We start from the raw sequence: 15,837 nt of genomic DNA on the forward strand, positions 1-15,837 counted from the left end.
GACGACTCAACTCTTGATGGTGGCTATGCGCTCGATTTTCCAGGTGTCTTCCACCTTGGTGAAGGTGAAGTCGAGTGGCATTTCCTCTTTGTTTTCTGCGATCAGCTTCACGGTGAGGATCATGCTTCCTTCCTGCAGGCGTGGTCGGCCCGATTTGAGGTTGCGAAAGCGATTGAGCTTCAGACCTGCGAGGAAGCGGATGAACTGCTGTCGATTGACATGCTGCCGGTAGGACTTGGTGGTGAGCAGATAGGCCGCATCCACACGGCCCGCTGCCACCTGAGTGAAAAATTGCTTGATCAGCGGGTTGATGCCGCGGGCGCTGAGCACCAGCTTCACGGCGGTGACTGTCCAATAAAGAAGCAGGGCTCCACCACCGGCCAGCAGGGCCTTGCTCCCGATCTCCCGCACCAGACCCAGATCCATCAGCTGTTTCCAAGTGAGTGCTGAGTCTGACTGACGAACTGCGAGATGGAGGCAGACTGGGCCGACGTCATTGTTCAAGGCCTCCGCCATTTATGCCGCTCGAGCCGCTGCTCCCTTTGTTTCATCGCCTGAATCGGGAGCATTTCGAGGGAGCTCTCTGCCGAGGACATCAACCACTGCTTGCGTTGCGTTGGAGTGATGGTCGCCTGCGTCGAACGGCTGGTCTCTACCGGCGAGGGCCTGCGGTGGCTCCGCCGTTCGGGCGTGAAATTGTTCTCTCCAAACCGTTGCTGGATCCTTTGCCGAGAGAGGCCACTGAAAGCACCCTTTGTCACGAGATGATCCATGCCTGGGTGGATCTGGTGCTGAAGCGTGAGGAGGGTCACGGACCCTGCTTTCGGCAGCGCATGGAGGTCATCAACGCGGCCCAGACACGCTTCGAGGTCAGCGTTCGCCATCGTTTTCCCGTTCCGCAGAGTTCCCCGCGCTGGATCGCGATCTGTCCTCGTTGCGGACGCCAGACTCCCTATCGCCGCAGGATGCGTCAAGCGGCCTGTCGATTGTGCTGCGATCGGCATCATGGGGGTCGCTGGAATGCCAGTTGTCTGCTTCGCTACGAACCTGCAGCGGAGGACAGCTGAGCGGGATGGAGGTTTTTCTCTGGGTGTTGGAAGCAGGTGGAGTTTCGATCGTTTTGATTGGTCTGCAACGGGAGCGTTGGTTGCAGCACAGACGTCGGTAACGTCGGGTCATGGATTCACGTCGACAACGCTCGCAGCGCAGTCCTGACCCCTTGGACCGGCGGCTTGACCGCTGGTTAGACACGGGACGTCAGCTGGTGGATGGTGTCTCCGGAGCCAGACCAGGCCGACGCGGTCATGACCGTCTGGATGGGTCTTCCAGATTGGATGCAATGGGTCGTTGGGTTGGTGACCGAATCGACTGGCTGTTGGATGAAGAGGATGACTGGCGTGAGTTGTCTGAGCGGCCGCAGAGTTTTCAGTCCGCACGCCCTGCGCGTGCCGACGTCTCAACACCAGTGGAACGATCAACGCCTTCACCACGTAAACGTCCACTCCAGGCTCTCTCCCGTCGCCAGCCGGTGTTGCCTCCGCCAGTGGTCTCAAAATCGTCTGTGAGGTCGTCCGATGACGATGATGTCTGGCCGGAAGACGATAGTTTCCGGGTGGAGCGCTGGAAGCGTTCCGCCAGTCGTGATGTCGAGGCGGATTCCGGCTCTTCGTCAACCTCTCGGGCGTCGTCCCGTCGACCTTTGCCGCGTTCCAGTCGCCGGCGGGATTGAGCGACAGCATTTCTACCTATGATTAGGGTCGTTGCATCAACAACATGAGCAATCTTGTGGTGATTGGTTTCCCCAAGGTTGAGGAAGCTGAGCAGGTTCGTCTTGAGCTGGTTGCGATCCAGGAAGAGCATCTGATCACCCTCGAGGACGCTGTGGTTCTCGAACATGGCAGTGACGGTCACGTGCATCTTCGCCAGGCCATCAACATGACCGCCGCAGGTGCCATGGGCGGAAGCTTCTGGGGACTGCTGATCGGACTGATCTTCGCCAACCCGCTGCTTGGCGTGGCAGCGGGTGCCGGTGCCGGTGCGGCTTCGGGAGCCCTCAGCGACATTGGCATCAACGACAAGTTCCTCAAGGAGCTGACCGAAACCCTGCCTCAGGGAAGTGCAGCACTGGCTCTGCTTGTGCGGGATTCAACGCCTGATCGTGTGATTGAGCGCTTGCGTCGTCATCTGCCCAATGCCCGCTTGATACATACCAGCCTCAGCCATACGGATGAGGAGAAGCTCAAGCAACAGCTGGAGCAGGCCCGCAAGCAAGCCGAAGCGCTGCGGATGGCCTGACCTGATCAGCTCAGTGCCGGTTGCTCAATGGCCGGCACACCTGATATCGACAGCCGCGCTGGCTGAGCTGGCGGTTCACGTCTTCCACCAGATCGGCTGGTAGCTCTTCGGCCATCTGATCCGCTGTGGTGGAGATCGACGGGGAGCCGGCATTCATGGCTTCGAGCAGATCTGTCCATTGGCCGATGTGCTGAGAGCGGGATACCGGCTGGTACCCCTGTCGCTCCAGTAACTCTGCGCACAGATCTGCGTTCCAGAGCACCGAACGTCCACTCATGTGTGGCATGTGTTGATCAACCGCACCCGCTGAGAGTGCCGCTTCTGTGGGGCGCCCATGCCTGTCCCGCCATCCCTGATGTTCGAGGGCTCGTCCGCAGTGGAACGAGGAGATACCGAAGTTGCGGCCCAGATCGTTGAGGGTTACCCAGGTGGAAGTCGCCATGGAACCATTGCCGATGTGGCCATGATTGCTTCAGCACAAGAGCAGGCAAGTTGTCAAGTGAAAATCCGCATCAAACGCTGGCTTTCTTCATGACGTTGCATGAAGCGGTCGTCGTGGCGCTTCACCCAGCCAGCGTTCGAGAGCTGGGCTGAACACTTCTCGGATCACGGTGAGCTCCCTGCCTTGGCGGAAGAAGCGGTAGTGGCGGCTCCAGAACGGCCCTCGTTCGCCAAATCCTTGCTCCAGCCAAGGCTCTGTGACGAGTGCCAGTCCATCCACTTCACGAAACAGTTCCGATCGTCCCTGGGTGAGGCTGAGCCAGATCGGCTGTTCTCGATTGCTCAGACTGCGCTCCGCTTCATCCTGGTTCCACCAGCTTTCGGCCCAGGCCAGCGTGGTTTCGCCACAGTTAAGCCAGACCTGGCGGCGAAGCAGGGGTGGCTCCAGTTCCTGGACTTCCGCTGGCCGTTGTCCTCCGGTTGCATTGCTGAGGTTGGCGTCCGCGTCCATCGCGATCAGACGCACTTGCACGCTGTGGCCAGTGAGCAAGCGCAGGTGTCTGGTGGGACTGCCATCTCCCAGCAGCATCAGTCGCCATGGGCCTGGCAGCCAGCCTGGTTCCTCTCCCGCCAGCACGGAGGATGTGGGGGCTTCCCACAGCACGCAAGGAGAAGGGATCAGGGAGCTCACAGTGTTTAGAAAGCACCTCCAACACTGAGTGATTGGCTTGCACCTGATCGCTCAATCACGGCGCCATGGGCGCTAACGCTTTGCAGCGTCCAACCGCTGTTGCCGATCGATTCACCGGGAACAGTGGAGAGGGAGAGCCCGCCGAGTTGAAAGATGGCTGAGCCTTCGCCGTTACCGGCGTGAACCACACCGACTAGCTGAGGTTGCGCAGTGACTGCTGATCCCTGATCGGCAATTGAGGGATTGCTGTTGGCCTCGGCTGTCGGCAGTGGAATCGTGATCGGCTCCAGTTGTGTTGCCGATGCGTTGGGTAATGCAGTGATGTCCAGTGCGTTTGCTGTTGTGGATTGATCGGTCAATGTCTCAGCAGCTGTCTGCGATGTGGTCTCTGGAGCAGGCTTGCTTGATGCGTTCTTGCGTTCAGATGGTTGGTTGTTGCGCAGTCGTTCGATTAAGGCGAGGTTCCCTTCCCGTTCCAGCGCCTGCTGAGTCAGCCTCCAATGGAGTGTCAGTCCGCTGCTGCCGAGAACAGCAATTAGGCCTAGCGCAGCCAAGCCGACCTGTGGCCAGGACAAACCTGCTTGATTTTGATCACTCGCTTCTTTTTGTTTTGACGGCGGATTGACCTGCAGCTGCACGGTTTTGAGGATGTTGTCGTCATCGTTGAAAACGCGGTCGAGAATTTGCTCGGCGCGCAGGTTCCAGTACGCACTGGACGTGGGGATGCGAGAGGGCAATGCAGACCAGTGAGTGCGCCAACGCTATCGAGCGTTGGCGCTTGAGGCGAGGGATGTGCGCTTCTGGTCGCGACGCTGCTGCAGCTCCAGCCACACCAGCAGGGAGCTGAGATCAGCCTGGCTGACGCCGGGGATCTGGCTGGCCTGGCCCAGTGTGAGCGGCCGCAGATCGCTCAGTTTTTCGCGGGCTTCACGCGACAACGTGCTGATGTTGGCGTAATCGATCCCGGCGGGCAGCTTGCGTTTGCCCTGGCGTCTCACCTGATCGATCTGCTGCTGTTGCCTCTGCAGATAGCCGCTGTATTTGATGTCGATCTCAGCGCCTTCTCTTACCGGTAGGGGCAGATCGGCATCAGCCAGGCCGTGGCGTACCAGGTCTGCTGTGTGCATGCCTGGCCGGCGCAGCAGGTCGGCCAGGGTGATGGATCCTTTGATCGGTGCGCCGGTCTCCGCTTCCACAGCTGCTGCCACAGGGTCGCTCACCTTGAGCCGTTGGCACTGCAGCCGTTGTTTTTCGTTCTCCATGGCAGCGAGCTTCTGCTCGAACAATTGCCAGCGGCGGTCATCGATCAGACCGATTTGCCGGCCAAGAGGGGTCAGGCGTCGATCGGCGTTGTCACCGCGAAGCACGAGCCGGTATTCACTGCGGCTGGTAAGCACCCTGTAGGGCTCACGCAGATCCTTGCTCACCAGGTCATCGATCATCGTGCCGATGTAGCTGCTCTCCCGGGAGAAGTGCACCGCTTCCTGACTGCGGACGCGCCGAACCGCGTTGAGTCCGGCGACCAGGCCCTGAGCAGCGGCCTCTTCATAGCCAGTGGTGCCGTTGAGCTGGCCTGCGCTGAACAGCCCCTCCACCCGCTTGGTTTCCAGTGATGGCAGCAGCTGTGTGGCTGGTAGGTAGTCGTAATCGACTGAGTAAGCGGGTCTCAGCATCACGCACTGTTCCAGTCCTGGAAGGCTGCGCAGCAATTGCAGCTGGATGGGCTCAGGGAGCCCGGTGGAGAATCCCTGCACGTAGATCTCCGGAGTGTCGCGACCTTCAGGTTCCAGAAAGATCTGGTGGCTGTCTTTGTCGGCAAAGCGAACGATCTTGTCTTCGATTGAGGGGCAGTAGCGAGGCCCCTTGCTGTCGATCACGCCGCCGTAGATCGCCGTGAGGTGCAGGTTGTCCTTGATCAGTTGATGGGTTGCAGCGGTGGTGCGGGTGATGTGACAGCTCATCTGTTCACCGCTGCTCCAGGAACCTGGGTCAAAGGAAAAGAAGCGGTCTGCAGCGTCGCTGGGCTGTTCCTCCAGTTGATCAAGGGCAATGCTGCGCCGGTCGACACGTGCTGGAGTGCCGGTTTTGAGCCGGTCGGTGTGGAATCCGAGCTGCTGCAGGGCTTCAGTGAGCCCCTCGGCAGCCTGCTCCCCTGCGCGTCCAGCGGCCATCGACTGGTGCCCGACCCAGATGCGCCCACCCAGAAATGTGCCGGCGGTGAGCACCACGGCTTTAGCCCCATACATGCTGCCGAAATAGGTGCGTACGCCGCTGATGCGTGCCTTGGGTCCCTGGCTTGGGTCCCAGGATTCGCCGCCGCCGTTCGGATCACCGTCGATCTCCAGACCGGTGACCATGGCTTCGCGCAGAGCCAGGTTGGGAGTGTGCTGTAGCAGTTGCAGCATCTGACGCGAGTACTGCCGTTTGTCGGTCTGGGCACGCAGGGCCCAGACGGCAGGGCCGCGGCTGGCGTTGAGGATGCGCTTCTGGATGGCTGTGGCATCGGCGAGGCGCCCAATCACGCCGCCAAGAGCATCCACTTCATGCACCAGCTGGCTTTTTGCCGGTCCGCCCACGGCCGGATTGCAGGGTTGCCAGGCGATGCGGTCGAGATTGAGGGTGAAGAGTGCTGTGTTCAGCCCCAGGCGTGCAGCCGTGATGGCCGCTTCACAGCCTGCATGGCCTCCTCCCACGACGATCACGTCGAAGACTTCAGTGGGAGCTTTGGAGGCCGTCATCTCTTCATTCTCCAATGCCACCGGGTTGGCTCCAAAGGCTCAGATCATTTCCACCAACATGGTGATGTCGTTGAAGTCCCAGTCCGAGCTTGGCGATGAGATTTTGTCTTCGTATCCGAAAAAGTTGCTGCCCAGGTTTTTGATGGAGCCCTGGCTGTCCGACGTGTTGGTGATGCCGAATGCAAACAAACGATCTGTTTCCTGATTGATAAAAACAGGAGCATAAAAACCTTCATCAGCTTGATCAAATGTCCAATCGATTTGCATTGTCTTGTCTCCGCTCATCAGGATCTCTGTGTTGTTCGGGTTGATCAGGCTGTCACGAACAGCTGCTTCAAAGGCGTTTTCGTCTGACGAAGCAATTCCGTCAACGGTGAATCCGTTGACATCGTCAGCAGTGAGTTTGACAAAAGCCACTCGATTGGTGTCGCCGCAGTCGCTTTTGAATGTCAAACGAAGTTTGGTTGCACCTGGATTGAGATCCGTCATGTTCAGGATTGAATCGTTGACGTGATCTTGCTCTGAGGCGAGTTTGAAAGCGTTGATGTTCTGGGACTGTTGAGAGGTGGTGATTTTTAAGGATAAATCGTCGTAATCCCTTTCTTGATTGTCAGTGTCTTCAAGATGGAGCATGAAGCTGTTGTCGAGCTGTGAATCGATTTGTAGATCTGGGGACTGAATGAGTTTCTGATTATGGCTTGATTGATGGAATTTGATCTCACTACCGCCGCTGAGAAAGAGTTCAGTTTGTCCCATGTTGGTGGAATCTCTGGTGGCGCCAATGGATCCAATAGCTTCTCCATCAGCATTCACGATTTGCAGGCTGTTCTGCCAGTCAGAGTCGTTTCTGAGAACTTCCAGCTGGACCCAAACACCGCTTTCTCCTGTGACACGGAAGCCAGTGTCATCGGTGTTTCTGACCAGTTCACTGGGAGTTGCAAGTGGCTGAGCAGTGTTGATGTTGTTTTGGCTGTTGCTGTCGCTATAACGACCACCACTGTCACTGCCACCACCACTTCCTCCTCGGCCACCGCTAACGGCATCGTTGGCGCCGGTGATGTTGACCTGGAAGGATCTCGTCGCTGTAAGGCTGCCGTCCGAAACGAACAGTTCGAAGGAATCGGAAACGCTTTCACCTTGATTGAGGGCTTCAATCACAGCGGTGGTGGGTATGTATTCATAGGCTCCAGTTGTGCGATTGAGGCTCAATGTGCCGTAATTACCTGATGCGGTTGAACCACTGTTGCCATTGATTCCGTAGCTCAAAACCGCAGATGCATCGGCATCCGTTGCTGACAATTGACCTGAGATGTTGCTGCTTGTCAGAGCTGATGAATTGGTTTGATCAGTAATGGTCCCCGCTGTGACGGCAGCTAAGACGGGTGCATCGTTGATGCCCGTCACCTCAATCGCCATTTCAGCGCTGTCATCGCTGCCGAGATCGGTGAGCGTGTAGGTGAAGCGGTCGATTTCTCTGTCACCACTATCAAGAGCATCAGCCAGGTTGGCTGTGTAGCGATATGACCCATCTTGGTTAACAGTTAAATTGCCATAGGTTCCTTGTATTTCTGTGCCGAGGCTAGTGGTGCTTAGATTTTGGTTTGTAACCGTAATTTGCCTGTTTTGAGTGGCTGTATTTGATTGATTACTTAGAGCCTCATTCGCAGAATTGTTGTTTTTCTCTACCGCGTTTGTCTCAATGCTCTGAGGTTTAATGTTTGCACCGCTAATTTGAGATGCGTCTGTTTTTTTGAGGTTCTGAGTTTTTGGATCTGGTGTGTTGCTCTTGTTTTTGGTATTGATTTGGCTGTCTGTGTTTATCCCACTTCTTTGAGTTCTTGTTGTAGGTTGATTGCTTTGTGTTTCATGCTCAGAATTGTTGTTTTGTTCTCCTGCATTTAGGTCAATACTCTGAGTTTTAGTGCTTGCACTGGTGATTTGGGCACTGTCTGTCGATTTGAGGCTTCGATTCTTCAGGTCTGATGAATTATTCTGATTTTCTGAATGGACTTGATTGTCCTGGACTCCGGCCTCTGTTGGATTGCTTTGAGTTTGTAGGGGTGTTGCAATGACGTGTGCAGTAGAGACTGTTTTTCGTCCTGCTCTGACAGCCTTGATGTAGAGTGGATCTCCATCAATATCAGTATCATTAGACAGCAAACCGATGACTCTTGGCCTGAACTTAGAGCTGTTTTCTTCGATCTGAAACACGTCATTGTTTGCTTTTGGCTTGTCATTAATTCCTCTAATGGTGATTTCGATTTCTCCAGTATCGACTGCTTGTGAATCAGAAATAGTGTAGGTGAATGTTTCTGTGCGGGTCTGATCAATGAGTAATCTTTTGGAGGCTATTTGGTCTGCTGTATAGACGTATGATCCATTGGCCTCAATGGTTATCTTCCCGTATGTACCGGTCAGCGTGCTTCCTGCTAGGAATTCAACATTGCTTTGTTGCTCTTTCCCAAGTCGGAATGATTGAATCGTGAGGGTATCTCCTTCTGGATCAGCATCATTGGCTAGAAGGTTTGATTTAGTTGCTGCACTGATGCTTGAACCCGCATCGACTTCTTCTGCTTCATCGACACTTGTTGGCGAGTCGTTTCTGCCACCAACGTCGAGTTGTGAGTTTACAGCAATTGAGTTTGTTTCACCATCGTTGACCAACCATTCGATGGTTCTTAACCCGATGACAGGGTTGATGTCATCGCTATTTTTATAGGTGACTGTTTGCAGAGCATTGATATAGTTGGATAGTGTTGCTGAGCCTGTGAGTGACAAGGTGCCATTGGATGAGTTCCAGGCTCCTGTGATTCCAAAAGCATCGTTAAACCCAAGAACGTCTTCACTTGACTCGTAAGTTCCTTGGGTGAAGGATACGGAAGCGCTTTCGATATTGGTGTCATCGGCATCAATAATGTCTAGGCTGCCATCGATTACAGTGATATTTCCTTGGCCTTCGATGTATTTCTTGGTTCTGATTGCATCCACAAGAAAGGGAGCATCGTTGACCCCAGTGATTTCAAATTCAAAGTTGGCTGTGCTATCTAGTTTTCCGTCACTCAGGATATAGTGAAACGAATCGAGTCCTGTTTCAGCTGTTGCCAGCTCGTCGGAATGATTGGCAACGTATTGATAAGAACCATCTTCTTCTAAAGTCAGCTCCCCCAGATCTCCCTGAATGGACTGACCGAAGAATCCCCTTTTTTTGCTACTATCTTCTTTACTTCCAGTGAAAAATTTAAAGATTTTGAGTGGGTCATTTTGGACATCACTGTCATTAGTCTGAATCAGCCCGTTGCTTTTATTGGCATTAGCCGTGCCACCCTCCATGAGAGTGATTGTGTCTTCAACAGCAGTTGGAGCGGTGTTTGAATCCTGAACATTGATCGTTATTTTGGCTGTGTCAGCTATGACGCCGTCTGTGGCCTTAATCTCGAGAATATGCAGGTCTGACTTATTGAAATTAAGTCTTTTGTTTGGCTTTAGTTTGACTTTGCCGCTGCTTTCATTGATGGTAAAAATATTTTTGTCGTTTCCTCCTGTGATGGAGTACTGAATCGAGCTTCCTTCAGCGTCTTGATCAGTCTTGGTGTTGTCATCATTGAGATCCGTGATCTCCTTTGCGCTTGTAATGGAGTCTTGAACATCAATGGAGACGTCCTTCAGCTCTGGTCCGAGGTCATTCACATCGACGACGTTGACGGTGAACTGCTTGGAGACGGTTTTGGTGTTGCTGTTGGAGTCTGTTGAGGTGGCAACAACGGTGAAGGAATGGGAGGTATTGGATTCGTAATCGAGAGCTTTGCCTGAGGCGAGGGAGACAACGCCTGTTGAAGAGTTGATGGCAAAGAGGTCGTTTGGGTTTCCAGAACCGGAGAAGGCGTAGGAGAAGGAGGTATTGGCATCGGCATCAGCTGCGAGGGCGGTCACGCCAACGGAGGTTCCAGCGGCAGCATTTTCAGCAATGGAGTTAGCTGCTGAATTGTTATCGGAGAGAGAGGGATCGAACTCATCAACATCAACGACGTTGACGGTGAACTGCTTGGAGACGGTTTTGGTGTTGCTGTTGGAGTCTGTTGAGGTGGCAACAACGGTGAAGGAATGGGAGGTATTGGATTCGTAATCAAGAGCTTTGCCTGAGGCGAGGGAGACAACGCCTGTTGAAGAGTTGATGGCAAAGAGGTCGTTTGGGTTTCCAGAACCGGAGAAGGCGTAGGAGAAGGAGGTATTGGCATCGGCATCAGCTGCGAGGGCGGTCACGCCAACGGAGGTTCCAGCGGCAGCATTTTCAGCAATGGAGTTGTCTGCTGAATTCTTATCAGAGAGAGAGGGATCGAACTCATCAACATCGACGACGTTGACGGTGAACTGCTTGGAGACGGTTTTGGTGTTGCTGTTGGAGTCTGTTGAGGTGGCAACAACGGTGAAGGAATGGGAGGTATTGGATTCGTAATCGAGAGCTTTGCCTGAGGCGAGGGAGACAACGCCTGTTGAAGAGTTGATGGCAAAGAGGTCGTTTGGGTTTCCAGAACCGGAGAAGGCGTAGGAGAAGGAGGTATTGGCATCGGCATCAGCTGCGAGGGCGGTCACGCCAACGGAGGTTCCAGCGGCAGCATTTTCAGCAATGGAGTTAGCTGCTGAATTGTTATCGGAGAGAGAGGGATCGAACTCATCAACATCAACGACGTTGACGGTGAACTGCTTGGAGACGGTTTTGGTGTTGCTGTTGGAGTCTGTTGAGGTGGCAACAACGGTGAAGGAATGGGAGGTATTGGATTCGTAATCAAGAGCTTTGCCTGAGGCGAGGGAGACAACGCCTGTTGAAGAGTTGATGGCAAAGAGGTCGTTTGGGTTTCCAGAACCGGAGAAGGCGTAGGAGAAGGAGGTATTGGCATCGGCATCAGCTGCGAGGGCGGTCACGCCAACGGAGGTTCCAGCGGCAGCATTTTCAGCAATGGAGTTGTCTGCTGAATTCTTATCAGAGAGAGAGGGATCGAACTCATCAACATCGACGACGTTGATATTGATGAGAGCAGTATCCGATTTACTGCCATCACTGGCTAAGACAGTAACGCTATGGCTTTGTTTGCTTTCATAGTCAAGTTTCTTTCCGCTGGCAATTGAGAGATGACCAGTGGATGAATTAATTGTAAATAATCCATCTGGATTGCCATTTGTCGCGAAGCTGTATGAGATGGCATCGCCGTCATTGTCGGTATCAGTGCCGTTGTCATCATTGATATCAATGATTGTGATGCCTTCGGCCTGGCTTTCAAGGACATTTTTGCTGGTGTTGTTGATGGATGGAGCATTGATATCAACGTTGCCAACGCTGATGGTGACGCTGGCTGTATCAGGAGATCCACCATCAGCTGCGGTGGCGGAGATGGTGAGCGAGTGTGAAGACTTGGATTCGTAATCGAGAGCTTGCCCAGAAGCGAGGGTGATGGATCCTGTTGTTTTATTGATGGCAAAGAGGCCATCACCATTCCCACCTGTGATGGTGTAGGAGAGAGCACTGCCATCGGCGTCGGTATCACCACCGGAGGCATCACTCAGGTTAGTGATTTCAGAGCCAGCAGGGATGTTTTCATCTTTGGCAACAGTGACATCAGCAACGTTGGGATTGTTGTCATTGACGTTGTCGACGTTGATGGTGACGCTGGCTGTATCAGGAGATCCACCATCAGCTGCGGTGGCGGAGATGGTGAGCGAGTGTGAAGACTTGGATTCGTAATCGAGAGCTTGCCCAGAAGCGAGGGTGATGGATCCTGTTGTTTTATTGATGGCAAAGAGGCCATCACCATTCCCACCTGTGATGGTGTAGGAGAGAGCACTGCCATCGGCGTCGGTATCACCACCGGAGGCATCACTCAGGTCAGTGATTTCAGAGCCAGCAGGGATGTTTTCATCTTTGGCAACAGTGACATCAGCAACGTTGGGATTGTTGTCATTGACGTTGTCGACGTTGATGGTGACGCTGGCTGTATCAGGAGATCCACCATCAGCTGCGGTGGCGGAGATGGTGAGCGAGTGTGAAGACTTGGATTCGTAATCGAGAGCTTGCCCAGAAGCGAGGGTGATGGATCCTGTTGTTTTATTGATGGCAAAGAGGCCATCACCATTCCCACCTGTGATGGTGTAGGAGAGAGCACTGCCATCGGCGTCGGTATCACCACCGGAGGCATCACTCAGGTTAGTGATTTCAGAGCCAGCGGGGATGTTTTCATCTTTGGCAACAGTGACATCAGCAACGTTGGGATTGTTGTCATTGACGTTGTCGACGTTGATGGTGACGCTGGCTGTATCAGGAGATCCACCATCAGCTGCGGTGGCGGAGATGGTGAGCGAGTGTGAAGACTTGGATTCGTAATCGAGAGCTTGCCCAGAAGCGAGGGTGATGGATCCTGTTGTTTTATTGATGGCAAAGAGGCCATCACCATTCCCACCTGTGATGGTGTAGGAGAGAGCACTGCCATCGGCGTCGGTATCACCACCGGAGGCATCACTCAGGTTAGTGATTTCAGAGCCAGCGGGGATGTTTTCATCTTTGGCAACAGTGACATCAGCAACGTTGGGATTGTTGTCATTGACGTTGTCGACGTTGATGGTGACGCTGGCTGTATCAGGAGATCCACCATCAGCTGCGGTGGCGGAGATGGTGAGCGAGTGTGAAGACTTGGATTCGTAATCGAGAGCTTGCCCAGAAGCGAGGGTGATGGATCCTGTTGTTTTATTGATGGCAAAGAGGCCATCACCATTCCCACCTGTGATGGTGTAGGAGAGAGCACTGCCATCGGCGTCGGTATCACCACCGGAGGCATCACTCAGGTTAGTGATTTCAGAGCCAGCAGGGATGTTTTCATCTTTGGCAATAGTGACATCAGCAATATCAGGATCACTAGGCTGAGCAATCGTTATCGATAAAGATTGCCAAACATCAACGCTATTGATATTTCTCTTTAGGTCGAAATCATTGAGTGTTTTTGGGCTATGTGTGGCATGAACATTGACTTCATAGATGCCATCTCCATTGGTATCTGTCTTGTTGGCGTAGGTCGGAGCTGATGAGAACTCTAATAAGCCAGTTGATCGGTCGATGGTGAACTTGTCTGCGTCATCACCGCCTCTGATGAACCAATAGGTTGTTTTGTTTCTGTTTTTGGATGCAACATTAGGTCCAAAGTAATCGGACGATGCATTGGTGTAGGTATGAACTTGCTGAGTATTTTCTAGGAGATTGAGTGCAACAGCATGATCCCCTGCTCTGCCGGAAGGTCCTTGTATCAGGACTGGAGCTTTTTGTAAGGCATATGTATTGTCAGTCAATTTCTTATCGAGATCCTCAGGGTCTGAGCCATTGAGAGTGTCGAATTGAATAACAAGAAAGTTTGTATTTTTCCTGTCAAAAAAGTTGGTTGATTGCGCGTTGTATAGAGTAAGGTAGGAAATGTGACCATTTCCGATGCCTGTGGTGAACGTCCCATGAACAGTGGGATTGATTTTTGATTGAAATGTATCTCTTGAGTAAGATCCTTGGATAAAGTAATTATCGCCAATAGTGAGGCTGGAAAGAGAATCGCCTGCCGACAGGACATTGTATGAATTATTCGGTAAATAGAGCTTGTGTTTTCGATGGTTGAATTTGTAGATAACATCAACGCCGTTGTTGAATTCAATGGTCGATCCGAGTGAAAGTGTTGGACTGGTCTCTAAGCCGCCCGCATTCGTCCAGATATGAGAATCGCCATCATTTTGAAAAATGTGGGCATATGGGTTGAGGCCATGCGGTCCTTTGCCGGAAACCGTCCCACCGGAAAGGGAATCAGCTCCAGGTCCACCATGGAGTCGGTCTTGCCCAGCCCCTGCCTCTAAGACGTCATTGCCAATTCCGCCAGTCAGCAGATCATTTCCTTTGTTGCCTCTGATCCAATCGCTGCCCTTGTTGCGCGAGTTCTCCCTTGCTTGGTTATCGCCATCTCCTCGAAGAATGTCTGCTTTATTGCCTCCGATAAAGATGTCATTTCCATCGCCGCCAAACATATGGTTTGACTTATTATCTCGGCTGTTGGTTGATTTATCGACAAGGTAATCATTGCCATCTTCACCAAATAATTGATCCTTGTGTGACCCACCGATCAGTTTGTCGTCGCCCTTTCCTGCGTAAATCCAGTCTTCACCCCAGCCAGCATTGATGCTGTCCCTGCCGGCAGTTCCAACGATTTTCGTTGCACTGTTGTTGTCATCTATATAAACTATTCCAGCCTTCACCCATTTTGTTCTTTTTCCATTCCAGGCTGAGAATTCAACTTCTTGGTGTTTACCGTCCTGGATGATCACTCCATGGTCATCGTCGCTTTGTATTTCATCCCGGACTAAATCATCAATTGGTTGGTCTTGATCGCTTCGCGCAAGCAATTCAGCGAAATATTCCCCTTCGTCGCCTTTTGTATCTTTGCTGTTCAGTATTTGATCAAAGTGGTGGCCAAGCTCTTCATTCAGCACTCTGGTGGTATCTTTAAATGACGCCGTTTTGAGCCAGTCTTGGTTCAGAAAAATCTTGCCATTTGTCGAAGAATACGCGCCTCTACGGCCGTACATCTTTTGGCTTGGAAGTAGAGCAATCTCAGGAAGTAATGAATAGTTCTTTTCCGTTAGCTGGGCGTTGATTTCTTGAAGATTTGTGGGTACCTCTAGTAGTTCTAAGGCTGTTTTGCTTGAGAAAATTAGATCGCCATTTTTTGCTGCTCTGTGCAGGCTGCTTTGCCATGCGTTTTCATGTTCAGAAAGGGTGTGGCCTATTCCGCTGTCAACATCAATGGGGTGGGTTGTCTGCTCTGAGATCTGCTGGGGGGAATTCTGGGTAGCTCTTGGTGGAGTGGCTTCTGCTGGGTTGAGCTGAATTCCGGTCGGTTGGTAAGGATACGCACAGTCTTCGTTAATTGTGTTTTCTGTTTTGCTTCTCCCAGTCGCAACTTCTGGCTTCTCGCCTGATGACGCATCGCTTGGATTTCTCATTGCACCTTCCCTCTGTTAAGGCGCAGCAAGCTCCTCATGATCACGACGTAACCAGCTGCAGCTATGGGCATCCTCGATCGTCTCATCAATCACTCACCTAATTTTTAGCTATTTCTAAGCATTGCCAACGTCTGTATGGGCCTGATCGTGCGAGAAATTCATGTGCAGATTTGTTCAGGTCGCCTTGTCGTTGCTGGGATCGCTCTGCCCGATGGCCCACGACCGGTGATCCCTGTGGGGGCGATTGATCTCAACTTTGTAGGTTTCAGCCCCAGATCTCGCCCTGGATTAAGCGGTTTGTGGGTGCTGGTTTGCTGTGTTGTTCACACCCTTAGGCAGGCATTCGATACTGGCTTGGTGGAGGTTTTTCCGTCTGCCAATGGTCATGCTTTGTCTGTTTTGAGTTTCTCAGCAGCAAACAAAGTATTGGTGAGCTGATCGGGTTTTTCTGCTTTCCAGCCTGCCTATTCTCTCTCACCCGTATCGTTGAGTTGCTGATACAGGCAGCATCGCGGTTCTGGCTCAACTGCCCAGCGGATTGATGCTTTTCAAGCGCTCCAGGCTTCTATTGCTTCTCCTGGCGCGCAAAATCGTTGAAGTGAAGCAGGCTTATGGCTGTTCCATCTTTAATGAATAATTTGGATTTAATGCGAA

The 15,837-nt window shown here is 52.7% G+C and carries 9 protein-coding genes; 3 read left to right on the forward strand and 6 right to left on the reverse strand.

The window, feature by feature from the left end; genetic code table 11:
- Window positions 1–6: 6 nt before the first annotated feature.
- Window positions 7–426, reverse strand: a complete 420-nt coding sequence (locus SIB58_RS15565) for a hypothetical protein (RefSeq protein ID WP_066910724.1) — start codon at window positions 424–426, stop codon at window positions 7–9.
- A gap of 92 nt (window positions 427–518) precedes the next feature.
- Between SIB58_RS15565 and SIB58_RS15570 the strand changes: the two genes are divergently transcribed.
- The 3 genes from SIB58_RS15570 (at window position 519) to SIB58_RS15580 (ending at window position 2,295) form a co-directional block, all read left to right on the forward strand.
- Window positions 519–1,067 (forward strand): SprT family zinc-dependent metalloprotease, encoded by a 549-nt coding sequence (locus tag SIB58_RS15570; RefSeq protein WP_066910586.1) that lies wholly within the window; start codon window positions 519–521, stop codon window positions 1,065–1,067.
- Between the two features lie 110 nt (window positions 1,068–1,177).
- Window positions 1,178–1,729: an RNA helicase gene (locus SIB58_RS15575; protein ID WP_066910584.1), complete on the forward strand. Its 552-nt coding sequence runs from the start codon at window positions 1,178–1,180 to the stop codon at window positions 1,727–1,729.
- A gap of 44 nt (window positions 1,730–1,773) precedes the next feature.
- A complete protein-coding gene (locus tag SIB58_RS15580; RefSeq protein ID WP_066910582.1) occupies window positions 1,774–2,295 on the forward strand; it encodes a DUF1269 domain-containing protein in 522 nt (173 codons plus the stop codon).
- A gap of 10 nt (window positions 2,296–2,305) precedes the next feature.
- Here the strand turns inward: SIB58_RS15580 and SIB58_RS15585 are convergent, their stop codons facing one another.
- From SIB58_RS15585 to SIB58_RS15605, 5 genes are all read right to left on the reverse strand, one after another.
- Window positions 2,306–2,737, reverse strand: a complete 432-nt coding sequence (locus tag SIB58_RS15585; RefSeq protein WP_066910579.1) for a hypothetical protein — start codon at window positions 2,735–2,737, stop codon at window positions 2,306–2,308.
- A gap of 87 nt (window positions 2,738–2,824) precedes the next feature.
- A complete protein-coding gene (locus tag SIB58_RS15590) occupies window positions 2,825–3,418 on the reverse strand; it encodes a chorismate lyase (protein WP_231884195.1) in 594 nt (197 codons plus the stop codon).
- 14 nt (window positions 3,419–3,432) lie between these two features.
- Complete coding sequence (locus tag SIB58_RS15595; RefSeq protein WP_066910576.1) at window positions 3,433–4,164, reverse strand: hypothetical protein; 732 nt, start codon at window positions 4,162–4,164, stop codon at window positions 3,433–3,435.
- 24 nt (window positions 4,165–4,188) lie between these two features.
- Entirely contained in the window at window positions 4,189–6,165 is a 1,977-nt protein-coding gene (gene mnmG, locus SIB58_RS15600; RefSeq protein ID WP_066910718.1) for a tRNA uridine-5-carboxymethylaminomethyl(34) synthesis enzyme MnmG, read from the reverse strand.
- 39 nt (window positions 6,166–6,204) lie between these two features.
- Window positions 6,205–15,183, reverse strand: a complete 8,979-nt coding sequence (locus tag SIB58_RS15605) for a cadherin domain-containing protein (protein ID WP_414494680.1) — start codon at window positions 15,181–15,183, stop codon at window positions 6,205–6,207.
- Window positions 15,184–15,837: the final 654 nt, after the last annotated feature.

Origin of the sequence: Synechococcus sp. MIT S9504 (assembly GCF_047497135.1) — a bacterium.
Lineage (GTDB): Bacteria > Cyanobacteriota > Cyanobacteriia > PCC-6307 > Cyanobiaceae > Synechococcus_C.

Excerpts from the sequence above, each read along its gene's own strand:
- SIB58_RS15585 (WP_066910579.1), bottom strand. The coding sequence starts at position 2,737 with ATGGCGACTTCCACCTGGGTAACCCTCAACGATCTGGGCCGCAACTTC.
- SIB58_RS15570 (WP_066910586.1), top strand. The coding sequence starts at position 519 with ATGCCGCTCGAGCCGCTGCTCCCTTTGTTTCATCGCCTGAATCGGGAG.
- SIB58_RS15580 (WP_066910582.1), top strand. The coding sequence starts at position 1,774 with ATGAGCAATCTTGTGGTGATTGGTTTCCCCAAGGTTGAGGAAGCTGAG.
- mnmG (WP_066910718.1), bottom strand. The coding sequence starts at position 6,165 with ATGACGGCCTCCAAAGCTCCCACTGAAGTCTTCGACGTGATCGTCGTG.
- SIB58_RS15575 (WP_066910584.1), top strand. The coding sequence starts at position 1,178 with ATGGATTCACGTCGACAACGCTCGCAGCGCAGTCCTGACCCCTTGGAC.
- SIB58_RS15605 (WP_414494680.1), bottom strand. The coding sequence starts at position 15,183 with ATGAGAAATCCAAGCGATGCGTCATCAGGCGAGAAGCCAGAAGTTGCG.
- SIB58_RS15565 (WP_066910724.1), bottom strand. The coding sequence starts at position 426 with ATGGATCTGGGTCTGGTGCGGGAGATCGGGAGCAAGGCCCTGCTGGCC.